The sequence below is a fragment of the Streptomyces sp. NBC_00440 genome, assembly GCF_036014215.1.
GTDB lineage: Bacteria > Actinomycetota > Actinomycetes > Streptomycetales > Streptomycetaceae > Streptomyces.
Genome location: NZ_CP107921.1, coordinates 162,682 through 186,000, shown reverse-complemented (window position 1 = coordinate 186,000; position 23,319 = coordinate 162,682). Strand labels below are relative to the sequence as shown.

The window sequence follows — 23,319 nt, the reverse complement described above, 5'->3', positions numbered from 1 at the left end:
ACCAGATCGCGGAGTTGCGGGCGACGTGCGTTGCCGTCACGCACGACGTCCCGGCCTCGCTCCGGGACTCGTGGTAGAGATCCGCCTCACCCTCGTCCTCCGCGCGGAACATGGGAGAAGACCTTCTTCAGGCTGCCCACCACCACGTACGGCTCCGTCACCTGTCGGAACCGTTCGGCGTCCAGAGCGACGACCTCGCCGTTCACGAACCGGAGCAGGAAAATGCTGTAACTGACGGGCACCCTCTGCCACCCCCATGATCCGCCGGACAGCCCCTAGCCAGGCCCCCCGACGGTGCTGCGGCCCACGACGTCGCCCGCGCGGTCAATGCAGATGACGTCGACCGCGACGGGCGCGCCCCGCAGCACGGCCAGCGCCTGGTCGCGGGCGGCCACAGCCACCAGGTCGCCCAGCGGGACCCCCGCCGCCCGGCACAACTGCAGGGCGGCCAGCCCCGTGTTGGCCCCGGCCACCTCAGCGGCCAGCGCTTCGCCGGCGCCGCCCTGCCGGGCCAGGCCGGCCAGGAAGCCCTTGTCCACCTGGGAGCGGCCCGAGTGCAGATCGAGGTGCCCGGCCGCCAGCTTCGACAGCTTGGCGAAACCGCCGCAGACGGTCAGCCGGTCCACCGGGTGGCGGCGCACGTACTTGAGCACGGCCCCAGCGAAGTCCCCCATGTCGAGCAGCGCGTCCTCGGGGAGCCCGTACTCGGCGACGACCGTCCGCTCCGATGTGGAGCCGGTGCACCCGGCCAGATGCGTACGTCCGGCCGCACGCGCCACATCGACGCCCCGCCGGATCGAGTCGATCCACGCAGAGCACGAGTAGGGCACCACAATGCCCGTCGTCCCCAGGATGGAGAGGCCGCCCAGGATGCCCAGCCGGGGGTTCCAGGTGGAACGGGCGATCTCCTCACCGTGGTCGACGGAGACGGTGAGCTCGGCGTCCGCCCCCGCGCCGTGGCGCTCGGCGACGCGCGCTATGTGTTCGCGCATCATCCGGCGCGGCACCGGATTGACGGCGGGCTCGCCCACCTCCAGCGGCAGCCCGGGGCGCGTGACGGTGCCGACCCCCGGCCCCGCCCTGAACACCACCCCCGAACCCGGCGGCAGCCGCCGGACGGTGACCCGGACCAGCGCGCCATGGGTGACGTCGGGATCGTCGCCCGCGTCCTTGACCACACCCGCTGTCGCCCGCCCGTCGCCCAGCTCCTCGACGGCCAGCGCGAACGACGGTGTCTGCCCCCTGGGCAGGGTGACCGTCACCGGGTCGGGGAACTCGCCGCTCAGCAGCGCGGTGTAGGCGGCCGTGGCGGCAGCCGTCGCGCAGGCGCCGGTCGTCCAGCCGGGCCGCAGCCCGGTGTGCTTGAGTTGGGCGCTGCGGCCACCATCCCCCTCAGCCACGGAAGGCTCCGATGCACGTACTGATACTCGGCGGCACCACCGAGGCCCGGCGGGTCGCCGCCGGCCTGCACCCCGGGGTCCGCGTCACCAGTTCGCTGGCCGGGCGGGTCGCACGGCCCGTGCTGCCGCCCGGAGAGATCCGTATCGGCGGATTCGGCGGAGCCGGGGGACTGGCGCAGTGGCTGCGCGAGCACGAGGTCGACGCGCTCATCGACGCGACCCATCCTTTCGCCGGAACCATCAGTTTCAACGCGGCTTCGGCCGCTGCCACCGCCCATGTTCCCCTGCTCGCTGTGCGCAGGCCCGGGTGGGTGGCGGGTGAGGGCGACGACTGGCACCCGGCGGACTCCCTGGAGCAGGCCGCCGGAATGCTCCCGGCGCTGGGGCGGCGGATCTTCCTCACCACCGGACGGATGGGCCTCGCCGCGTTCGCGGCCCTGGACGGACTCTGGTTCCTGGTGCGGTCGGTCGACGCCCCGCACCCCCCGTACCCGCTGCACATGGAGACCCTGCTCGACCGGGGGCCCTTCGCCCTGGAAGGCGAGAGGGCGCTGTTGCGCGAGCACCGGATCGACGTACTGGTCACCAAGGACAGCGGAGGACCGGCCACCGCGGCCAAGCTCACCGCGGCACGGGAGGCCGGGCTTCCGGTGGTCGTCGTCCGCCGCCCCGCCGTCCCCGGCGGCGTACAGGTCGTGGGGACCCCGGAGGAAGCGATCCTATGGATACAGGACCGGCAGGACACGGCCTGAGCCCTGTCCGCCGAGGCCCACGACCGCTTACCCCTCGGGATAGGTCCGGGGAGTCCAGACGATCTCTTCCCCGTCGCCCCGCCGCACCGTCCGCGTTTGTGAAGAGCCCACCAGCAGGATCGTGCGCATGTCGACCTCGGCCGGATCGAGCGCCCCGAGCCGCACGATCCGGACACTCTCGCCGGGGCCGCCGACGTCCCGGCCCAGCACCACGGGCGTGTCCGGTGAACGGTGCTCAAGAAGCAGGTCACGGGCCTTGCCGACCTGCCAGGTCCGGCTGCGGGAGCCCGGGTTGTACAGCGCCAGCACCAGGTCGGCCGCCGCGGCGGCGCGCAGCCGCTCCGCGATCACCTCCCACGGCTTGAGCCGGTCCGAGAGCGAGATCGTGGCGTAGTCGTGCCCGAGCGGCGCACCCGCACGGGCGGCAGCCGCGTTGGCGGCGGTCACCCCGGGCAGCACCCGCACCGGAACATCGCGGTACACGTCCTGGGCCGCGACCTCCAGTACGGCGGTGGCCATGGCGAACACACCGGGATCACCACCGGACACCACGGCGACCTTGTGCCCGCGCCTGGCCAGGTCGAGTGCGAACTCGGCGCGCTCCGACTCCACCTTGTTGTCGGAGCCGTGCCGCCGCTGCCCCGGCCGGACCGGGACCCGGTCCAGATACGTGGTGTAGCCCACCAGGTCGTCCGCGGCCGCCAGCGCGCCCCGGGTCTCCGGGGTGAGCCAGAGCGGGCCCGCGGGACCGGTGCCGACCACGACGACGTCACCGTGCTCCCGTACCGGCTCGGGCGCGCCGACGCGGCTCGGCAGCACCGCAACCGAGAAGTACGGCACCGATCCGGCCTCCACGTCGGCCAGTTCGCCGGTGCGCTCCCCTGGCATCGTGGCGCGCTCGACATAGCGGGCCTCGGCCATCCGGCCCGACCGCCCCACCGCACGGTGCACCGCGGGGAAGGTGCGGCCCAGCTTCATGACCACAGCGGAGTCCGTCGACGCCAGACGCGCCGTCAGCTCTTCCTCGGGCAGCGTGCCCGGCAGGATCGTCAGCACCTCCTCGCCCTCGACGAGTGGCACACCGAGCCGGGCGGCGGCCGCGCTCACCGAGGTCACCCCCGGGATCACCTCGGTCGGATAGCGGTCCGCCAGCCGCTTGTGCATGTGCATGTACGAGCCGTAGAAGAGCGGATCGCCCTCGGCGAGCACCGCCACGGTGCGGCCCGCGTCGAGATGTGCGGCAAGCCGGGCCGCCGCCTCGGCGTAGAACTCCTCCATCGCGCCCCGGTATCCGCCGGGGTGGTCGGTCGTCTCGGTGGTCACCGGGTAGACCAGCGCCTCCTCGACGTGGTCGGCGCGGATGTGCCCGGCCGCGATGGACCGGGCTATGGACCGGCCGTGCCGGGCGCTGTGGAACGCGATGACATCCGCCTGCGCGATGACCTCCACCGCGCGTACGGTCATCAGCGACGGGTCACCGGGGCCGAGCCCGACTCCGTACAGCCGCCCGGTGCTCTGCTCGCTCATGCTGCTGTTCATTCCTCTTCGCTCGCAATGGCGTTGACCGCGGCCGCCGCGATGGCACTGCCCCCGCGCCGTCCGCGCACCACCAGGTGGTCAAGGCCCGAGACGTCGTCGGCCAGCGCGTCCTTGGACTCGGCCGCGCCGACGAAACCGACCGGAACCCCGATGACCGCCGCGGGGCGCGGCGCGCCCTCGCGGACCATTTCGAGCAGCCGGAACAGGGCGGTCGGCGCGTTGCCCACGGCCACCACTGCGCCCTCCATACGGTCGCGCCACAGCTCCAGCGCCGCCGCGGTGCGCGTCGTGCCGAGCTCCGCCGCGAGGCCGGGCACGGACGGGTCGGACAGCGTGCAGACCACCTCGTTGCCGGCGGGCAGCCGCTTGCGGGTCACTCCGCTGGCGACCATCGCCACGTCGCACAGCACGGGGGCCCCGGCGCGCAGCGCCTCGCGGGCGCGCGCCACCACCTGCGGGGTGTAGGCGAGATCGCGCACCAGGTCGACCATGCCGCAGGCGTGGATCATCCGGACGGCGACCTGGCTGACATCGGCGGGAAGTCCCGAGAGGTCCGCCTCTGCGCGGATGGTCGCAAACGACTGGCGGTAGATCGCCGGGCCGTCCTTCTCGTAGTCGAACACTGTCTTCTCGCTCATTTCGTCACTGCGTGAGGGGCGTGGTCCGGGCTTCCGCCACGGTGGCGGCGAACTCTGAGGGGTCGTTCATGGTGTCGTGCAGCCGTTCGCCGCGTACGGAGACCTCGTAACCGGCGGCCGTGGCGACCACGTCCACCCGGTCGCCGTGGGGGTGGCCGCAGCGCCGTGCGCACCCCGACCAGTACACGGGCAGGCCGCGGCCGGTGCCGGGAGCCAGTGCGGCGTCGGCGCGCACATCGGCCAGGGACTTCGCGCAGCCGGGGCGCCCGATGCACGCCCCGACCCCGTGCCAGGGGGAATCCGGTCCGGTGATCAGTCCCGCGGCCGAGAGCCCGGCGAGCCGGGCGTCGGCGGTGTCCGGGCCGAGACCGGGGAGCACCACGCCCCGCCAGGGGGTCAGCCGCAGCTCACCGCCGCCGTCGTGCAGCGCCGTGTCCGTCAGCAGGCGCCACTGGGCGGACGTGATGAGGCCGAGGGGCGCCTCGACGGAGAGCGCCGCCCGCCCGTCCGGGGCCGTTACGGTGCCGGGCGCGGGACCCGTCCCGGACGGCAGCGGTTCTGCCCGGTCCCGGGCGGCGGCCGGAATACCGGCGGCTGCCAGCCGCTCCGCCACCGCCCGGACGAACGCGGCTGCTCCGCCGGGCAGTTCCGCCACCCGCCAGGCCCCGGTACCCGCGTCACGGGCGGCGCTCAGAAAGGTCTCGGCCGCCAGCAGGGCGCTGCGGGCCGCGTGTTCGGCCGGAACGGCCAGCATCTCCGGCGCCCCGCCGGTGCACAGCAGCGCGCCATCGCCCGGAGAAGCGATCAACGTCACATCGGCGCCGAGGCCGGCCACATCGCAGCGGCCGTCGTCGAGCGCGAACAGAAACCGTCCGGACAGCCCGGCGGCCGCTTCGCAGCCACAGAGCAGCGCGTCCAACTCCCGTGCCCAGCCCTGCACATCGGCCGTTCCCCGACCGTCGAGCCCGCACAGCGGGGAGGCCACGACATTACGGGCCCGCTCATGGCGAACGGAGGGCAGCAGCCCGGCGTCCGCGAACACTCCGGCGAGCTCCTGGCCGTGGTCCTGGGCCAGCCCGCGCAGCTGCACATTGCCGCGCGACGTCAGATGCAGCGCCCCGTCGCCCAGCCGCAGCGCGACGTCCAGCAGCGCCCTGGCCTGCGGAACCGTCAGTACGCCCGCCGGAATCCTGACCCGCGCCAGCGCGCCGTCGTCCGCCGTGTGCAGGCGCAGGCTGCCCGGACACGCGTCACCGCGGTCACGCCGGACGGCGGGCTCCGGCGGGGGCGGAGGTGCGGAGGAGTGAGGCATGGCGGCGAGCATACCGACCGGCCCACAGGGGCCATGTCCTGCACCGATGTGACTGCGCGTACAGAACGGGTGCGCCGGTGGCAGCATCCCGAGGCCCACTGCCCGCCGCCCGTCAAGGTCGTTACTATGCTTGTCGGCGGGCCGTTCGGCCCGCCATCGCCTAAGACGGCGACAGGGGAGGAAGCCCGGTGAGATTCCGGCGCGGTCCCGCCACTGTGAGCCCGGCCCCTGGAGCCGGGTGAGCCAGGAACTCCCTTCCCCCAGCTCTCGGCTCCGCTTGAGCAGGGGGGACCCGATTCCTACACAGCCCGGGGCGCGGATACCCCGAGGAAGGCCCGACGCCGCATGCTCCTGCTCCTGTCGACGTCCGACACCGACCTGCTCAGCGCCCGTGCCGCGGACGGCCCGGTGGCCTACCGCTTCGCCAACCCCTCCCGGCTCCAGCTCACCGACCTGCCCGCGCTCCTCGAAGGCGCCGACCTGGTCGTCGTACGGCTCCTCGGCGGTATCCGCGCCTGGCAGGAGGGCCTCGATCTGCTCCTGGCGGACGGGCGCCCGGTCGTCGTCCTCACCGGCGAGCAGGCGCCCGACGCCCAGTTGATGGAGGCGTCCACCGTCCCGGTCGGCATCGCCGCCGAGGCCCACGCCTATCTGGCACACGGCGGGCCCGCCAACCTCGGCCAGCTCGCCCGCTTCCTCTCCGACACCGTCCTCCTCACCGGCCACGGCTTCGAGCCCCCGGCAGCCGCGCCCAGCTGGGGCCCGCTGGAACGCACCGCCCGCACCACGGACGGGCCGACCGTCGCGGTGCTCTACTACCGGGCCCACCACATGAGCGGCAACACCGCTTTCGTGGACGCCCTCTGCGAGGCCGTCGAGGACATCGGGGGCCGGGCCCTCCCGCTCTACGTCGCCTCGCTGCGCGCCCCCGAACGGGAGCTGATCGAAACGCTGCGCGCGGCGGACGCCATCGTCACCACCGTGCTGGCCGCCGGCGGGACGAAGCCCGCCCAGGCGTCCGCCGGGGGCGACGACGAGTCGTGGGACGCGGGCGCGCTCACCGCCCTGGACGTCCCCATCCTCCAGGCACTGTGCCTCACGGGTTCACGGGCCGTCTGGGAGGAGAACGACGAGGGTGTGTCGCCGCTGGACGCGGCCAGCCAGATCGCCGTGCCGGAGTTCGACGGCCGGCTCATCACGGTGCCCTTCTCGTTCAAGGAGATCGACCAGGACGGGCTCCCCGCCTACGTCGTCGACCCCGAACGGGCCGCCCGCGTCGCCGGGATCGCCGTGCGCCACGCACGGCTGCGGCACATAGCCCCCGCCGACAAGCGGCTGGCCCTGGTGCTCTCCGCGTACCCCACCAAACACTCCAGGATCGGCAACGCCGTCGGCCTCGACACCCCCGCGAGCGCCGTCGCCCTGCTGCGCCGGCTCCGCGACCAGGGGTACGACTTCGGCCCGCAGGACGTCCCCGGACTCGCGTCGGGCGACGGCGACGAACTGATCCGCGCGCTGATCGAGGCCGGCGGCCACGACCAGGAGTGGCTCACCGACGAGCAGCTCGCCCGCAACCCCGTCCGCATCCCCGCCGCCGACTACCGGCGCTGGTACGCCACGCTCCCGGCCGCGCTGCGCACCGATGTGGAGGAGCACTGGGGCCCGCCGCCCGGTGAGATGTTCCTCGACCGCAGCCGCAACCCCGAGGGCGACATCGTCCTCGCCGCCCTGCGCCACGGCAATCTGCTGGTCCTCATCCAGCCGCCGCGCGGATTCGGCGAGAACCCGATCGCGATCTACCACGACCCCGATCTGCCGCCCTCGCACCACTACTTGGCCGCGTACCGCTGGATCGCCGCCTCCGCCGACGACGGCGGCTTCGGCGCCGACGCCATGATCCACCTCGGCAAGCACGGCAACCTGGAGTGGCTGCCCGGCAAGAACGCAGGCCTGTCCGCCGCGTGCGGTCCCGACGCCGCCCTGGGTGATCTTCCCCTCATCTATCCGTTCCTGGTGAACGACCCGGGCGAGGGCACCCAGGCGAAGCGCCGGGTCCACGCCACGCTGGTCGACCACCTGGTCCCGCCGATGGCCCGCGCCGACTCGTACGGCGACATCGCACGCCTGGAACAACTCCTCGACGAGTACGCCCAGATCGCCTCCATGGACCCGGCGAAACTCCCCGCCATCCGCGCCCAGATCTGGACGCTCATCCAGGCCGCCAAGCTCGACCACGACCTGGGTCTGGAGAACCGGCCCGACGACGAGGGCTTCGACGACTTCATCTTCCACGTCGACGGCTGGCTGTGCGAGATCAAGGACGCGCAGATCCGCGACGGACTGCATGTCCTGGGCAACCCGCCCGCCGGGGCCGACCGGGTCAACCTGGTACTCGCCATCCTGCGCGCCCGCCAGATCTGGGGCGGCACTGCCTCACTGCCGGGCCTGCGCGAGGCACTCGGCCTGGACGAGGCCAACGCCACCCGCACCGCGGCCGACGCGGCCGAGGAACAGGCACGTGTCCTCGTCGAGGCGATGGAAGCGGCGGACTGGGACCCGGAGGCCGCCGTCAAGGTGGCCGACGGCCACCCGCAGGCGGTCGCCGACATCCTCGGCTTCGCGGCCCGCGAGGTCGTCCCGCGGCTGGCCTCCACCACGGACGAGATCGACCACGCCCTGCACGCGCTGAACGGCGGATTCGTCCCGGCCGGGCCCTCCGGCTCCCCGCTGCGCGGCCTGGTCAACGTCCTGCCGACCGGCCGCAACTTCTACTCCGTCGACCCCAAGGCCATTCCGTCCAGGCTCGCCTGGGAGACCGGCCAACTGCTCGCCGACTCGCTCCTGGAGCGCTACCGCACCGACAACGGCGAGTGGCCCACCTCGGTGGGGCTCTCCCTGTGGGGCACCAGCGCGATGCGCACGTCGGGCGACGACGTGGCCGAGGCCCTCGCACTGCTCGGTATCCGCCCGGTCTGGGACGACGCCTCACGCCGGGTCACCGGCCTTGAGCCGGTGCCGCTCGACGAGCTGGGCCGCCCCCGCATCGACGTCACCCTGCGCATCTCGGGCTTCTTCCGTGACGCCTTCCCGCACACCATCGGCCTGCTGGACGACGCGGTACGGCTGGCCGCGTCCCTGGACGAGCCCGACGGGCAGAACTTCGTACGCGCCCACACCCGGGCCGACCTGGCCGAGCACGGCGACGAACGCCGGGCCACCACCCGGATCTTCGGCTCGCGCCCCGGCACCTACGGCGCGGGCATCCTCCAGCTCATCGACAGCCGCGACTGGCGCACCGACGCGGACCTCGCCGAGGTGTACACGGTGTGGGGCGGCTACGCCTACGGCCGGGAACTGGACGGCCGCCCGGCCCGCGCCGAGATGGAGACCGCGTACAAGCGGATCACGGTCGCCGCGAAGAACACGGACACCCGCGAGCACGACATCGCGGACTCCGACGACTACTTCCAGTACCACGGCGGCATGGTCGCCACCGTCCGGGCGCTGCGCGGGAGCGCCCCTGAGGCGTACATCGGCGACTCCACCCGCCCCGAGACCGTCCGCACCCGCACGCTCGTGGAGGAGACCTCACGGGTCTTCCGCGCACGGGTCGTCAACCCCCGCTGGATCGAGGCGATGCGGCGGCACGGCTACAAGGGAGCCTTCGAGCTCGCCGCCACCGTCGACTACCTCTTCGGGTACGACGCCACCACCGGTGTCGTCGCCGACTGGATGTACGACAAGCTCACCGAGACGTACGTACTCGACCCGGTGAACCGCGACTTCCTCCAGCAGGCCAACCCCTGGGCCCTGCACGGGATCGCGGAACGGCTCCTGGAGGCGGAGTCCCGCGGCATGTGGGCCGAGCCGGACCCCGCGACGCTCGAAGCGCTGCGCCAGGTCTACCTGGAGACCGAGGGGAATCTGGAGGGCGAGGACTGACCCGAGCGGTCTCCTCGCGGTGGTCCGCTGCTGCCGGTGCGGCGGTGAGAGCCGGGGCTCTCTCCGGCGTTATCGGCAGCTGACCACCCGGCGGCGGACAGGTGTGAGATCCGATACCTGCCCCAGGTGGGCGCATTTGCTGCCACCGTCGAGCAGAACCTAGGGTGAGCGAGCCGTGGTGTTCGGGAAGACCGGTGAAAGCCCCCTCGGGGCCTCAGACCGGAGCGGCCCTCGCCACTGTGATCGGGGAGTCTCCGTCCCGTCGAAGCCACTGGCCGTATCGCGGCCGGGAAGGCAGGGCCGGAGGCGAGCGTCAAGCGGACCCGTCAGCCAGGAGACCGGCCACGGCATCTCACGAAGTGATCCACGAGGTGCTGGAGCGTGACCGCATGACCCTGCCCGAATCCGCCGTGTTCGCCTGGCGGCGCGAGGACACCGTACGTACCGCCGGGCTCCTGGGGGTGATAGCAGCCCTCCACGTCGTCGCGTTCGGCGTTCTGTTCCTGCTGGTGGAGCCGGGCCACTACGAGGTCGGGTCCAAGGCGTTCGGGGTCGGACTCGGCATCACCGCGTACACGCTGGGGATGCGGCACGCCTTCGACGCCGACCACATCGCCGCCATCGACAACACCACGCGCAAACTCATGGCGGACGGGAAGCGCCCGGTATCGGTCGGCTTCTGGTTCGCGCTGGGGCACTCCAGCGTGGTGGTGGCCATGGCGGCGCTGGTCGCCGGGGGAGCCCGGCTCGCGGGAGTCCTCATGAACGAGGGCTCGGACGCCCACCAGGTGCTCGGCGTCGTCGGAACGAGCGTCTCGGGCTCGTTCCTGTACCTCATCGCGGCACTCAACCTGGTTGCTCTCGTGGGCATTCTGCGGGTGTTCAGGGAGATGCGCGCCGGACGTTACGACGAGGCCGAACTCGAAACACACCTGAACTCGCGCGGGTTCATGAACCGCATCCTCGGCCGGTTCACCAAGTCCGTCAGCAGGCCCGGCCAGATGTATCCGCTGGGCTTCCTCTTCGGCCTGGGCTTCGACACCGCGACCGAGGTCACCCTCATGGTGATGGCGGGCAGCGGCGCCGCAGCGGGTCTGCCCTGGTACGCCGTCCTCTGCCTGCCCCTGCTCTTCGCGGCCGGAATGAGTCTCTTCGACACACTCGACGGCACCTTCATGAACTTCGCGTACCAGTGGGCCTTCGCCAACCCGGTGCGCAAGGTGTTCTACAACCTCGCCATCACGGGCCTGTCCATCGCCGTCGCCTTTCTCATCGGCACGATCGAGTTGATCAGTGTGCTGCACGACAAGCTCGCCCTCCAGGACTCGGTGACCGGCTGGATAGCGGGCCTCGACCTCGGGAATGTCGGCTACCTCATCGTCGGACTCTTCGTCGTGGTGTGGGCCGCGGCGCTGGCGTACTGGCATATCGCCAGGGTGGAGGAGAAGTGGGCGGTGCGCGCCGCCGACAGCAGCTGAACGGGCGCCTCCCGCGCGCGGCGGACCGGGGCACTCGGACGCCCCGGTCCCGCCCGGACCGGGAAAACCACGGCGTGTCGCGGACGGGGCTGGCGACGGATTGGCCCGACGGAGTGGAATCGGACGCATGTCGGGCCGTGTCGGCCGGGTGATCGCCGCCGCGTATGGCAGTACGGTGCCATGCAGTCTGAAAATCACATTAATACGCAAGGGCGCCGCCGATTCGTGCGCGCCGCGGTCGGTCTGGGCGCTTTGGCTGTCGGGGGAGTGGTCTCCCGGGTGTACGGCCCCTCCGGTGGCAACGCCGGTTCAGCCGCTGCCGCACATCCTTCACAGGCACCGGCCGCCGCCCCACCCCCACACCGCGTCCAGCCCCCACCGGCCGCCGGACCACCTGCAGCGGCGGCCGCCCGTCCCCCCACCTACCGGCTACGGCCCTTCGCGGGCGAGACATCCATGGGCGCCCCCTCCCACAACCCGGCGGTCCGCACCCATGCGGTGTACTCGCTGGAGGACAGTGGCCGAAGAATCGCGCTCACCTTCGACGACGGTCCCGACCCCCAGTACACGCCCCAGGTGCTGCGCATCCTGGCCCAGTACAACGTGCAGGCGACGTTCTGCGTCATCGGTGAGAACGCCGTCCAGTACCCGCAGTTGCTGCACGACATCGCGAACGGCGGACACGCCGTCGCCAACCATTCCTGGACCCACCCCCAGCTCACCAAGTTGAAGCCGGCCGCAGCCCGGTCCGAACTCGCCCGGACCAGCGATCTGATCGAGAAGGTGCTCGGCGCTCCGCCCGACTGGGCCCGCGCACCGTACGGCGACTGGAACCCGGTCACCCTCGGGATCTGCGCCGACCTGGGCATGGAACCGCTTGGCTGGTCGGTGGACACCAACGACTGGGCGCGGCCCGGGACGCGCAGCATCACCAACTCCGTGCTGCGCGACGTCAAGGACGGCTCGATCGTGCTCTGCCACGACGGCGGCGGCAACCGGTCCCAGACGGTCGCAGCGGTCAGGAACTACCTGCCCCGGCTGCTCGACAGCGGATTCGTCCCGGTGCGGCCGGAGCTCTGACGTGCACCAGCCGCCCCGGGCCGCCCGCCGGTTCCGGGCGGCGCGGAGCGGCTGGCCGGCCCGGCGCAGGAGTTCCGGGTCAGACGACGCTGCAATGTACGTGTGTGCCGCTGTAGCACTTGGCTGTGTGCAGACCGTGGAACCGTGTGTACACCCCTGCACTGACCTTGTGGTACGGCGCCCACCGCCCGTGCGGGAGCGCCCAGCGGATGTAGTAGTAACTGCTGCTGAAGACGGTGACGGCATCCATGTCGTCCCAGGTGCCGGTGTTCGTGTGCGGTTGGACGGTCACCTTCTGGCACCGGTAGGAGCCATAGTGCGAAGTGCTGTCGTCGTTCCCGTCGTAGTTCCACACTTTGCACTTTGAGCTGCCGTGAGAGAACCGGGCACCACCGAGGTGCCGCCCGGTGTGGTTGTCGATCCAGGCCGGGACGCTTCCGGCGGTCGCCGGAGCCGCGAACGTCAGGGCCGCCATGAGGGCGAGGCCCAGGCTCACCGCGGCAGTTGCGACGGCGCGCGCCGTGCGAACCGCCCTGGGCCGTCCCGTCAGCGTTTTACGGATCACGTGGTTGAACCCCCCGTATCCACGGGACGGATGACGCCGTCCCGCATCGCGTGTCTCAGCCGGTCGGCGCCTTCCGATCGGCACCAGAGAGCTGAGTCGTAAGGTCTGGAGCTGCCTCGGGCCCACGCCTGCCGACCGCTTCCAGAACGTCATCGTGGCCGGACCAGGTCGCCCGCCGCTATGGGTACAAGTACCCATAGACAGAGGAGGGCCCATGTCCCGAGTGTCCGAGCGGGCTTACGAGGAGATGCTGGAACTGGCGGTCGCAGCCCTGCACGAACGACATCACGACAGGTTGTTACCGCTTCTTACCGGCCATCTCCTCCGCTCTCTGGGAGCCGGCCATGCGATCCGCAAAGCCGAGGAATGGAACGATGGTTCCCCGGGCCTCGACGTGTGGACACCCGGCGGGATGAGCGACCGCACCGTCGATGAGGACGCGCAGGCCTGCATCCGGACGGGTTCTCCTTTCACGGACTTCTACCGGGCAACCGGGGAGCTGGTACCCGTCACGGCCCGCAGCATTACGGGCGGACGGGTCTGGCGGAACAGTGAAGCAGCCGCCGTCGCCAGGGAGACCTTCGGCGCGAGCAGCGTTCTGGCGCTCCCGCTGGCAGGCCGGTTCGAACCCATCCACGGGTACCTGGTGTACCGGCAGGAGTCCGAGTTCACTGCGGAGCACCTCGCTTACGCACGGCGGGTACAACCGCTTCTCGCCGGTGTTGAAAAACAGTGCCGCTATCTCCGGAGGTGGGAAGAGGCGCTGCCCGTCGCTGATCGCGTCGGCGCCCATGAAACCGCCGGAAACGTGCGGCTGACGGCCAGGGAGACCACCGTTCTCCTTCTCCTGGGCGAATCGCTCACCGCTGCCTCCATCGGCAGGCGATTAGGGATGTCCGTCAGTACGGTCCACAAGCACATGGGAAGCATCTACCGGAAGCTGGGCACCAGCGACCGGCTGTCGGCTGTCTTGCGGGCGCAGCGGTACGGACTTCTGCCGAGCAGCGCCGCGGCCGACAGCGGCCACGCCGCTTCCGGCACCAACTGCCGCTGCGCACCGGCTGATCAGGACCTTCGGTGAGCGCCGGGTAGTGCCGGGAGCGAGGGTACGCGGAGGGGCGAACGGGCGTGCGCCCCGGGGGAGCGTGCCCCGGTTCAGGATGATTGTTACGCTCTCCTGATGAAATTCGGCGTCAACATACTCAATTTCGGTCCCGGTACCACCCCTGATTCCCTCGTCCAGCAGGCCCTGGACGCAAAGGAGTTGGGCTACTCCTTCGCGATGATCTCCGATCATGTCGCGGTGACCGCTGACGTGCACGAGGCGTATCCGGCCCCCTTCTTCGACCAGTTCGTGCTCGCGGCACACCTCGCGGGGCGGGTGCCGGGGCTCACGCTCGGGACGACCGTCACGGTGATCCCCTACCGCCACCCGCTGCACACCGCACGGCTGGCGGCCAACATCGACTGCCTGAACCCCGGAGGCTTCATCCTCGGCGCCGGGACCGGCTGGTCGCGGGCCGAATACGCCGCGCTGGGCGTGCCGTTCACCGAGCGCGGCCGGATCGCGGACGAGTATCTGGCGGCGATCCGCGCCGCCTGGACCGAGGACCCCACCACCTTCCGGGGCGAGTACGTCTCGTACGAGGACGTGCACACCGCCCCGGCCCCGCAGAGCCGGCCCGGCCTCCCCGTCTGGGTGGGCGGCAATTCACCTGCCGCCCTCAGGCGTGCGGCCCGGCTCGGGGAGGGCTGGCACCCCTATCTGGCGACGCTGCCCGCCATGCGTGCGGCGCTGCCGGTGCTCGCCGAAGAGGCGGAGCGTGCAGGACGGGCGGCCCCCGCTCTCGTGCCCCGGCTCCAGATCCGGGTCACCGGGACGGTGATCGACGGCGAGCACCCGGTGGGCCACGGCACACTCGACCAGATCCGCGAGGACCTTGTGGCGCTGGCGGACCTGGGCGCCACTCATCTGCTCCTGGACACGGCGCCCGACTCGCCTGCGCGGCGCGGCACCGCCGAGGAGGACCGCAGGCTCCTTGAGCTCCTCACCGAGAAGGTCCTGGACCCGGTGTCGGGGACCATCCGCTGACGGACAGCGGCGGGTCGGGCGTCGCACGGACGGTGGTCAGTGGCCGCCGGGCGCCGGTCGGGGTCAATTACCCCCGGAAGGTGACCGGTTACTACTGCGCCCGTGGGCTCTGGCCATAGTAAAAGACAGAAACATGGCGAACCCCTTGCGGTGTGATAGCAATCGCTTACATGCTGACGCCCAACCCGCACACCGGCTGTCAGGAGATGACATGCGCACGCCATTCAGCATGGGTACGTCCAGCCCGAGTTCATCGAGTACGGGTCCATCCAGTACGGGTGCATCCAGTACGGCTACATCCCGCAGAGGTTCGTCCACGGTTTCGGCCGGCAGAAAGCCGAGGCGCCGTCTCGTCAGGTCGGGCATCGTCCTCGGCGCCACCGCCCTCCTGGCCCTCGGCGCGGCGGGCCAGTCGTGGGCGTCCACCCCCACCTTGCGCTGGACCACGAACGCGCCGACCCCGGTGACCACGCTGACGCTGCCGATGTCCGTGGATTCCGCTCCGGACGCGTCCGGCATCTACTTCGCCTACTACACGACGCTGGAGAGCGGCACCCGGCCGTACGCCGGATTCCAGCCGAAGCCCGTGGACGCGAACGGGCACCACATGCTCCAGGCGGTCTTCAGCTCCTTCAACGCGGACGCCACCACGACGGACACCCACTGCAACTACGGTGCGGACGGCGGCGCCGGAGTGAGCTGCGCGGTCCAGTTCCCCTACACGCCGGGCACCATGTACTCGCTCGTCCTCAAGCGCGCCAGTGTCACCGGCGACACTCAGCTGATGTCGGGAGACGTCATCCAGACCGCGACCGGCGCTTCCGTGGCGCACATCGGGAGCTTCGGCCTCCCGTCGTCCTCGGGCCGGTTCAAGAACGCCGACCAGGGCTTCATCGAGCCCTACCTCACGGCCGGCTGCAGCCAGCAGGTCACCGTGACCTACGGGAAGCCCGTCGGCACCGAGGCGGGTACTGACTACACGGGGAGCCTCCCCACCGTCAGCGACCCGGCGTCGGGCAGCTGCCTGAGCACCACGTCGAAGACCACCGGGCAAGGCCAGCAGGTCACGGTGGAGGGCAACGCCGCCGCGGCGGCCGGCCGGTAGCGGGAACTCCGGGGGCTGCCACCGCCGGTCGGGCGATGAGCAGCCCCGGCTGTTCGATTGCCCGCTTCGTCGTCATGCAGCAGGATGCGGGAATGCGTTTCTCGGTCAACATTCCGAACTTCGGTGATTTCGCAGACCCCAGGACCGTGGCCGAAGTGGCCGCAGCCGCCGAACAGGCAGGCTGGGACGGGCTGTTCGTCTGGGACCACGTGGTGCACGACAAGCGCGAGCGGCAGGGCGTGCCCTTCGGGGACCCGTGGATGCTCCTGACCGCTGCGGCGCTGGCGACCACCACGCTCAGGCTGGGCACCCTGGTCACCCCGGTCGCCCGGCGCCGCCCGGAGCAGCTCGCCCGCCAGGTGGCCACCCTCGATGCCCTCAGCGGCGGCAGGGTGATCTTCGGCGCGGGGCTCGGCGGCCCGATCGAGGACGAGTACGGAAGTTTCGGCGAGCCGACCGACCCGCGGGTGCTCGCCGGGCGCCTGGACGAAGGCCTGGAGCTGCTGCGGCGCTACTGGTCGGGCACGCCCGTCACGTGCGAAGGACAGCACTACACGGTCCGCGATGTGACCCTGCTGCCCGCCACGGTGCAGCGCCCCCGCCCGCCGGTGTGGATCGGCGGATTCTGGCCCAACCGCCCGCCGATGCGCCGCGCTGCCCGCTGGGACGGCGCGGTTCCCCTCTTCGCATCGGCCAAGCACGGACAGATTCCGCCCGTCGACGAGGTGCGCGAACTGGTCGCCTACCTTCACCGGCTGCGCGCCGACGCCCACGACGCTCCCTTCGAGATCGTCGTGGGCGGCGCGAGCCCCACTGCCGCCGCCAGGGCACATGACGTGATCGGACCGCTCATCGAGGCCGGCGCCACCTGGTGGGACGAACGCCGGCTGCAGACCGGCGAAGGGCTCGACCGGTTCGAGCCGGTCATGCGCCGTATCGAACAGGGGCCACCCGTCTTCTGAGAGCCCGGTCCGGATGACCTGACCGGGTCGCACGTGCCTACTTCACGACGACTGCCCAGCGTGTGTCGCTCAGCCCGGTCCGGATGTGGAGCAGCGCCGTGCTGGTGGACTGCGAGGACGCGACGGCCAGCGGCAGCGACGTACGGAACGACGCCCCCGGCGCGAGGGACGGCACGTTCCAGTACTGCCAGCTGCCGCTGAATCCCGATCCGCCCGTGAACGACTGCATCTGGGTCGCCGCCGTGGTGGAACCCGAGGTGTTGGTGACGGTGACGGGAACGGCGGTGGTACTCCCGCGCGGCACCGTGCAGTTGCCGCTCGGCGGGGTCGCGGTGGCGGTCAGCGGGCCGCTGCTCGGCGTACCGGTGAGGGCACCCATCTCGTACGCGTTCTGCGCCACCCAGTTGCAGGCCGAGGCGTCGTTGGCGGACGGCTCCCAGACGACCGCGCCGTCCGTTTTCGCCTTGAGCTGGTCGATGGTGTAGCCCCAGGTGGTGCCCGACATATAGGCGCCACCCGGGCTGCCGTCCCAACTCGGTGAAATATACGGATAGATGGGCTGGCCGGGTGCGAGTGAGTGGTCGTTGGCGACCGCCGCGTCGAGCGTGCTGGTCCACGCGGCATCCGTCTGGGAGCTGCCGCGGTAGGCGCGGGGCGCGAAGAAGTCGAGCAGGCCGTTCTGGTGCAACTGCTGGGTGAGGCTGTTGTTGGTGGTCGACGAGTCGTACCCGTACATGCCGACCGGCGCGGACGGCGCGGCCCTGTGGGTCCAGGTGATGAGCTGCTTCCAGAGGTTGAGGGCGTTGGTCGCCGCCTGCCCGGACTCCGCCGTGAGCACGATGTTCTCGAAGTCGAGTACGACCGGGGCGGTGGCGCCGCCGCCGAACTGGCTCGCGCCCATGTACTCCTTGACCTTGCTCTCGTAGGCGGCTTCGGACGGGAGTGCTCCGCCGTTCGAGTAGCACCCGTCGGTGTCGCAGGTCAGCGCGTAATAGTCGTAGACGACCGTGGACTTGACGGCGCCGTACTGCTGAAGGCCGGGTGTGTCCGCGCCGCGCTCATTGGTGAAGACGGTGAAGCCGGAGCTTGCGGAAGCCGTGGGGGCGAGGGCCGTCAGTGCGGCGACGACTACGGCGAGGGAGGCGGCCGCCCAGCCCCGCCCCCGATTCCGCGGGGCGTTCCTGACGGTAGGTGGGGCGGAGTTGTGCGTTCTTCCGAGGCGCATCCCAGGGGTCCTCTCGCTGCTGCGGGAATCCGGTGTGGATCATCGGAACGGCACTCCCCACCGCTGGAGAAAGCGCTTTCCCGAGGGGAAGGTAGGATCGGCCGGCTCCCGGGGTCAAGGGGTCCGGATGTGTGGGGAGTGTGCAGCACCGTGGCAGCCGCCGGTCAGTGACCGAGGAAGTCCCTTACCCCCTGGGACACTCCGGCGTCCCCCAGCAGGTCATTGTGTTTCAGGCAGCCCGCGCCCGTGTTGACCGCGCCGTCCAGGGCGACGCTGCTGTCCGGGTCGATGACCTCGTCGCACTCCGACCAGAAGGTCGCGTACTTCACCGCGCCCGGTGTCTCGTCGCCGGCGGCCAGCTGGTCCTGCACGTACGAGCCCGGCGACATGTCCCGGCACGCCTGATCCCAGATCACACATGCCCAGGTGAGGTACGTGCCGTGGTTCGGCCCTCCCAGGGATACCCAGTGGTCCACCGTGCCGGTGCCGCCGAGGAACTTGACGTACCAGCGGGTGGTCAGGCTGCCGAAGGAGTGCGCGACCAGATCGACCTTCGACGCTCCGGTCGTGCGCAGCACGTTGTTGACGTAGTCGGCGAACTGCCCGGCGAGGACCTCGTTGACGGACTGGTGCGTGTCATAGCCCCAGCTGAACAACTGGTCGTCGGTGTAGCCGTCGGACTTGAAGTCGCTGATCATGCTGCCCCAGACGCCCGGGTCGGCGTTGTAGCCATGCACGAAGATCACAGGGTTGTGCGCCGCCCGTACGGTGGCTCGCTCGGTGGCTCGCTGTGCGGCCAGGGAGGCGGGGGCTGTGCCCCAGATCAGAGCCAGAGCGCCGAGCAGGGCGAGCAGCACGGAGGATCCGCGTCGCATGATGAGTCTCCTACGGGGTGGGGGAGTGCGCGGGAGCGAGCGGGCAGGTGCTGGTGCTGATGTCCCGTCAGGAACATTTGGGCGGAGGGGAATCCTAGACCGCATGGCTGCGTACCACTACCGGTCCGGGCGGTTCACCGTTCCCGGGCCCGTCAGCGGACGTGGGACCCCTCCCTGTTCCGGGACCCGTCCCCGGCGCGGAGTGTGGTGTTCAGCGGATCTTCACAGAGTGCTGGTGGCATGGGTCTAGCTGTGGACGCAGTGAATCCTGCACTCTTGTGCGCGATGCGACGCAATCGCGATCACGTGTGCGCAACTGATTCCTAGGGCGAGGGCAGGCGGATGACACCGATCAGTCGAAGAGGCTTCGTGGCGCTCGGTGCGGGGGCGGTTGCCGGTGCCGTCGTTCCGATGGGTGCGGGGAACCCCGCCGAGGCCGCGAGCCGGGCGGCCGGCGCGACCGGAACGGTCAAGGACGTCAAGCACGTGGTCGTCCTGATGCAGGAGAACCGCAGTTTCGACCACTACTTCGGGCGGCTGAAGGGAGTCCGGGGCTTCGACGACCGCAGCGGTATATCGCTGTCCGGCGGGCAGTCGGTGTTCAACCAGCCGAACGGCCTCGGGCGCCAGTACCCCTGGAAGCTCAGCTCCACCCCGGCGGCCGGCGGGGTCGACGGCGAGACCCTCGCCCAGTGCAACGGCGATCTGCCGCACAGCTGGTCCTCGCAGCACTCCGCCTGGAACAAGGGCCGCCTCGACAACTGGGTTTCGGGGGTCGGCAATGTCCGTACGCTCGGCTACCTCGACCGCGACGACATGCCCTTCCACTATGCGCTGGCCGACAACTACACCGTGTGCGACGGATACTTCTCGTCCACTCTCAGCGCGACCGGCCCCAACCGCACCTACCTCTGGAGCGGCAAGGTCGACTCCTCCAGCAGCGACGGTGGCGACGAGTCCGGGCTGACCTGGGAGACCTACGCCGAGGCGCTGCAGCGCGCCGGGGTGAGCTGGAAGCTCTACCAGAACGCCGATGACAACTTCGGTGACAACGGCCTCGCGTACTTCACCAAGTTCACCGGGGCCGCTCCGGGCGACCCGCTCCACGACCGGGGCATGGCCTCCGTACCGGCCACCACCGGCTCCACCCCCGACGACATCGCAGCGGCCATCAAGGCCGACGTCGTGGCGGGCACGCTCCCGCAGGTGTCGTGGGTGGTCCCCAACCAGGGGTTCTCCGAGCACCCGTACGCCCCGCCGGGCGACGGCGCACACTTCGTCAACCTTGTCTACCAGGCACTCGCAGCCGACCAGGATGTGTTCGACTCGACGGTCCTCTTCCTCAACTACGACGAGAACGACGGCTTCTTCGACCACGTACCCCCGCCGTCACCGCCCGCCGACGAGCCGGGCGAGTTCCTGAACGGGGTCCCGTACGGGCTCGGCTTCCGCGTGCCGATGGTCGTGATGTCGCCCTGGACCCGGGGCGGCTGGGTGTCGTCGGAGGTCTTCGACCACACCTCGGTGCTCCGCTTCCTGGAGACCTGGACCACGGCTCTCGGGACCCCGGCCACCTGCCCGAACATCAGCGCCTGGCGGCGCAGGGTCACCGGCGACCTCACGGGGGTCTTCGATTTCGGCGCACCGGTGTACGGAGTGCCTTCCGGTCTCCCGTCCACCGCGAAGGTGATCGGGATCGACAGCTGTACGTCGCTGCCGAACCCGGCTCCGCAGACCAACGCCCTTCCCGCGCAGGAGAGCGGCACCCGCCCCGCCCGTGCGATTCCGTACCAGCCGAACGCCAATCTGGACCGGCTGGAATTCGATTCGGCCGGAAAGATCCTCGCCTGGTTCGGCATGTCCAACGAGGGTGCCCCGGCGAAGAGCGCCGCGCACTTCTCCATCCACCCCAACGCCTACCGGTCGACGGAACCGTGGCAGTACACCGTCGACCCGGGGGGCACGGCGACCGACTACTTCAACATCGGCGCGGGGTACGGATCAGGCAAGTACGACTTCACACTGATGGGACCGAACCGCTTCCAGCGCCGGTTCGCCGGCGACGCGTCGAAGGCCGGGAAGGCCGTGGAGGTGGCCGCCAAGTACGCAGCGGCGCCGGACACCGGCAAGCAGGCCATCTGGTTCACCTTCACCAACACGTCATCGGCGGCAGTCAAGTTCACCGTCAAGGCGGCCAATTACCGCTCGGACGGGCCGTGGACCTACACGGTGGCAGCGGGCGGCACCGCCGAGGACTACTTCAACGCGGCGGCCCTGTCGAAGGGCTGGTACGACTTCATCGTCACGGCCGACTGCGACTCCACCTGGTCCCGCCGGTACACCGGCCACATCGAGACCGGGGCGCCGAGCGTCAGCGGCTGACCGCGGTGCGGTGGCTCACGAACGGCTGCGCGGCACTGCGGTGCTGCGGCACTTCGACGCTTCGGCACTGCGGTGCTGCGGTGAAAGGGCGTTCGTGGGCTGCCGCCGGGCCGGTCCCGGTACGGCGGTACGCCGCAGCCGGTCAGCCGGTCAGCCGGTCAGCCGGTGGGCCGGTTGCGCAGGGCGAAGTCGAGGCTGTCCAGCGCATAGGCCCAGGAGGCGTCGGCGTCACGCGGGGTGTGGCTGAAGCCGCCCACCCGCTCCAGGCTCACGTACCCGTGGAATGTGCTGTGCAGGAACCGCACCGCGTCGGTCTCGTCGGGCTCCGGCAGGTTGTAGGCGCGCAGGAGTGCCCGGGTCATCTGCGACTGCCGGGGAGCCGCGCTGTTGAGGGCGGCCTCCTTGTCGAGTTCGAACTGGGCCGCGGTGTAGCGGCCGGGATGTGCCTTCGCGTAATCACGGTAGGCGTTGGCGAACGCCACCAGTGCGTCCTTGCCCGCGCGCCCGGCCAGCGCGGCGCCCGCCGCGTCGGCCAGTTCCTCCAGGGCCAGCAGCGCCACCCGCATCTTCAGCTCGCGGGCGTTGCGAATGTGCGCGTACAGGCTCGGGTCCTTGACGCCGAGCCTGCGCGCGATCGCCGAGAGGGTCAGATTGTCGAAGCCGATCTCGTCCGCGAGCTCCGCCGCCGTCCTGGTGAGGCGTTCCGGGGTGATGCCCAGTCGTGCCATGCGTCCTCCGTGAGCTTGCGAGCTAATGAAATAAAGAGTTTGCCTAAACATATTAGGCCAGCTAGCGTCGGCTGATGTGAGACACCTCAGTGAGACCGACATCCGTAACTCGTTCGTGAACTGTTCCAAAGGCGAGGCCACGCGTCTGAACATCCCCAGGGATCTGGAAGAGCTCCCGTGGGACGACCTCGACTTCCTCGGCTGGCGCGACCCCGGGGCCCCCGACCGCGCCTATCTCGTCGCCGAGGACGACGGCCGCCTGCTCGGCCTCGTGCTGCGCGCACCGACCGGGGCCAGCCGGGGCTTCACCTCCCGCAGCATGTGCTCGCTGTGTCTCACGACCCACACCAGCGGCCGTGTGGTGCTGATGACCGCACGCCGCCCCGGTGAGGCCGGCCGCCAGGGCAACACCGTCGGCCAGTACCTCTGCACCGATCTGGCCTGCTCGCTCTACGTACGGGGCAAGAAGCCGACCGGCGCCGGTTGGGCGTTCAAGGAGACCCTGTCCGTGGACGAGAAGGTCGCCCGGACCCGTAACAATGTGATGGCCTTCATCGAGAACGTGATCGCGTGAGCGGGGCAGCAACTCCCTGGCCCGGCAATGGACTTGCGATAGGCTCCGCCCGTGACTGACATCGGAGGACAGGACCGCCCGGAACCGCCGCTCGCCGGTGACGAGGCAGCTGCCCTCCTTGGTTCCCTGGAGCGCCAGCGCGCGACGCTGGCGTGGAAGTGCGGCGGGCTGGACGCGGCAGGCCTGCGGGCCACGGTCGGTGTCTCGTCCGTGACGCTGGGCGGGCTCCTCAAGCACATGGCGAACGTCGAGGACACCCATGTCGCCCGGCTCCTGCTCGCGCAGCCGGCGGGGGCCCCGTGGTCCACGGTGGACTGGGACGCCGAGCCCGACTGGGAGTGGAAGTCGGCCGCCCAGGACAGCCCCGAGGAGCTGATGGCTCTCTGGGAGAGCGCCGTAGCCCGCTCGCACTCCCTCGTGGCCGATGCCCTTACCCGCGGCGGTCCGGAACAGCTCGGCCGCTTCACCACCTCCGCGGGCGAGTCGCCCAACCTGCGGCGGATCCTGCTGGACCTGATCGAGGAGTACGCCCGCCACATCGGCCACGCCGACCTCATCAGGGAGTCGGTGGACGGCCTCGTGGGGGAGTGACTCGCCGGGGGCCGTCGCTCCGACGACCGTTGCTCTGACGACCATCGCCTTGGCGACCGCCCCGGCGACTCCGGGTTTC

The 23,319-nt window shown here is 70.7% G+C and carries 20 protein-coding genes and 2 riboswitches; of the genes, 11 read left to right on the top strand and 9 right to left on the bottom strand.

Translation table 11 applies throughout. From position 1 onward, the window contains the following. Positions 1–86: 86 nt before the first annotated feature. Positions 87–242: a hypothetical protein gene (locus OHB13_RS00895; RefSeq protein ID WP_266860319.1), complete on the bottom strand. Its 156-nt coding sequence runs from the start codon at positions 240–242 to the stop codon at positions 87–89. A 33-nt stretch (positions 243–275) separates the two neighbouring features. Beyond that, positions 276–1,400, bottom strand: a complete 1,125-nt coding sequence (locus tag OHB13_RS00890; protein WP_328374817.1) for a cobalt-precorrin-5B (C(1))-methyltransferase — start codon at positions 1,398–1,400, stop codon at positions 276–278. An 11-nt stretch (positions 1,401–1,411) separates the two neighbouring features. Here OHB13_RS00890 and OHB13_RS00885 point away from each other — a divergent pair, with 11 nt between their 5' ends. After that, the gene (locus tag OHB13_RS00885) at positions 1,412–2,152 is read left to right on the top strand and encodes a cobalt-precorrin-6A reductase (RefSeq protein WP_328374816.1); all 741 of its coding nucleotides are present in this window, start codon (positions 1,412–1,414) and stop codon (positions 2,150–2,152) included. A gap of 27 nt (positions 2,153–2,179) precedes the next feature. On the opposite strand, the gene OHB13_RS00880 is transcribed toward OHB13_RS00885, so the two are convergent. From OHB13_RS00880 to cobG, 3 genes are read right to left on the bottom strand one after another with little or no spacing between them, the layout of a single operon-like run. Further along, a complete protein-coding gene (locus OHB13_RS00880) occupies positions 2,180–3,679 on the bottom strand; it encodes a precorrin-2 C(20)-methyltransferase (protein WP_328374815.1) in 1,500 nt (499 codons plus the stop codon). An 8-nt stretch (positions 3,680–3,687) separates the two neighbouring features. Next, positions 3,688–4,314, bottom strand: a complete 627-nt coding sequence (locus tag OHB13_RS00875; RefSeq protein ID WP_266861305.1) for a precorrin-8X methylmutase — start codon at positions 4,312–4,314, stop codon at positions 3,688–3,690. 19 nt (positions 4,315–4,333) lie between these two features. Next, the gene (gene cobG, locus OHB13_RS00870; protein WP_328374813.1) at positions 4,334–5,653 is read right to left on the bottom strand and encodes a precorrin-3B synthase; all 1,320 of its coding nucleotides are present in this window, start codon (positions 5,651–5,653) and stop codon (positions 4,334–4,336) included. A 144-nt stretch (positions 5,654–5,797) separates the two neighbouring features. Continuing rightward, positions 5,798–5,894: riboswitch (cobalamin riboswitch) on the top strand. A gap of 92 nt (positions 5,895–5,986) precedes the next feature. Here cobG and cobN point away from each other — a divergent pair. From cobN to OHB13_RS00855, 3 genes are all read left to right on the top strand, one after another. Beyond that, a complete protein-coding gene (cobN, locus tag OHB13_RS00865) occupies positions 5,987–9,583 on the top strand; it encodes a cobaltochelatase subunit CobN (protein WP_328374811.1) in 3,597 nt (1,198 codons plus the stop codon). Positions 9,584–9,742: 159 nt separating this feature from the next. After that, positions 9,743–9,944, top strand: a riboswitch (cobalamin riboswitch). A 28-nt stretch (positions 9,945–9,972) separates the two neighbouring features. Beyond that, positions 9,973–11,061 carry a HoxN/HupN/NixA family nickel/cobalt transporter gene (locus OHB13_RS00860; protein ID WP_266860328.1) on the top strand — a complete coding sequence of 363 codons (1,089 nt, stop codon included), beginning with the start codon at positions 9,973–9,975 and terminating at the stop codon, positions 11,059–11,061. 456 nt (positions 11,062–11,517) lie between these two features. Continuing rightward, positions 11,518–12,141: a polysaccharide deacetylase family protein gene (locus OHB13_RS00855; protein WP_266860329.1), complete on the top strand. Its 624-nt coding sequence runs from the start codon at positions 11,518–11,520 to the stop codon at positions 12,139–12,141. Between the two features lie 79 nt (positions 12,142–12,220). Here the strand turns inward: OHB13_RS00855 and OHB13_RS00850 are convergent, their stop codons facing one another. Next, a complete protein-coding gene (locus OHB13_RS00850; RefSeq protein WP_328374806.1) occupies positions 12,221–12,706 on the bottom strand; it encodes a hypothetical protein in 486 nt (161 codons plus the stop codon). A 223-nt stretch (positions 12,707–12,929) separates the two neighbouring features. On the opposite strand from OHB13_RS00850, the gene OHB13_RS00845 reads away from it, so the two are divergent. From OHB13_RS00845 to OHB13_RS00830, 4 genes are all read left to right on the top strand, one after another. Beyond that, positions 12,930–13,787 (top strand): helix-turn-helix transcriptional regulator, encoded by an 858-nt coding sequence (locus tag OHB13_RS00845; protein WP_328374804.1) that lies wholly within the window; start codon positions 12,930–12,932, stop codon positions 13,785–13,787. Between the two features lie 99 nt (positions 13,788–13,886). Further along, on the top strand, positions 13,887–14,798 hold the full coding sequence (locus tag OHB13_RS00840) for a TIGR03619 family F420-dependent LLM class oxidoreductase (protein WP_328374802.1): 912 nt from the start codon (positions 13,887–13,889) through the stop codon (positions 14,796–14,798). A 211-nt stretch (positions 14,799–15,009) separates the two neighbouring features. Further along, positions 15,010–15,903: a hypothetical protein gene (locus OHB13_RS00835; protein WP_328374800.1), complete on the top strand. Its 894-nt coding sequence runs from the start codon at positions 15,010–15,012 to the stop codon at positions 15,901–15,903. A 92-nt stretch (positions 15,904–15,995) separates the two neighbouring features. Continuing rightward, on the top strand, positions 15,996–16,865 hold the full coding sequence (locus OHB13_RS00830; protein ID WP_266860338.1) for an LLM class flavin-dependent oxidoreductase: 870 nt from the start codon (positions 15,996–15,998) through the stop codon (positions 16,863–16,865). A gap of 37 nt (positions 16,866–16,902) precedes the next feature. Here OHB13_RS00830 and OHB13_RS00825 read toward each other — a convergent pair whose 3' ends face one another. Together OHB13_RS00825 and OHB13_RS00820 are read right to left on the bottom strand one after the other, a co-directional pair. Next, positions 16,903–18,090, bottom strand: a complete 1,188-nt coding sequence (locus OHB13_RS00825; protein WP_328374799.1) for a hypothetical protein — start codon at positions 18,088–18,090, stop codon at positions 16,903–16,905. A 164-nt stretch (positions 18,091–18,254) separates the two neighbouring features. Further along, on the bottom strand, positions 18,255–18,965 hold the full coding sequence (locus tag OHB13_RS00820; protein ID WP_328374798.1) for an esterase/lipase family protein: 711 nt from the start codon (positions 18,963–18,965) through the stop codon (positions 18,255–18,257). A gap of 342 nt (positions 18,966–19,307) precedes the next feature. Between OHB13_RS00820 and OHB13_RS00815 the strand changes: the two genes are divergently transcribed. Then, positions 19,308–21,347 (top strand): phosphocholine-specific phospholipase C, encoded by a 2,040-nt coding sequence (locus OHB13_RS00815; protein WP_328374796.1) that lies wholly within the window; start codon positions 19,308–19,310, stop codon positions 21,345–21,347. A gap of 158 nt (positions 21,348–21,505) precedes the next feature. Here OHB13_RS00815 and OHB13_RS00810 read toward each other — a convergent pair whose 3' ends face one another. After that, on the bottom strand, positions 21,506–22,075 hold the full coding sequence (locus OHB13_RS00810) for a TetR/AcrR family transcriptional regulator (protein ID WP_266860345.1): 570 nt from the start codon (positions 22,073–22,075) through the stop codon (positions 21,506–21,508). Between the two features lie 76 nt (positions 22,076–22,151). Between OHB13_RS00810 and OHB13_RS00805 the strand changes: the two genes are divergently transcribed. Continuing rightward, positions 22,152–22,649, top strand: a complete 498-nt coding sequence (locus OHB13_RS00805; protein ID WP_328374794.1) for an FBP domain-containing protein — start codon at positions 22,152–22,154, stop codon at positions 22,647–22,649. 51 nt (positions 22,650–22,700) lie between these two features. Then, the gene (locus tag OHB13_RS00800; RefSeq protein ID WP_328374792.1) at positions 22,701–23,240 is read left to right on the top strand and encodes a mycothiol transferase; all 540 of its coding nucleotides are present in this window, start codon (positions 22,701–22,703) and stop codon (positions 23,238–23,240) included. Positions 23,241–23,319 lie beyond the last annotated feature (79 nt).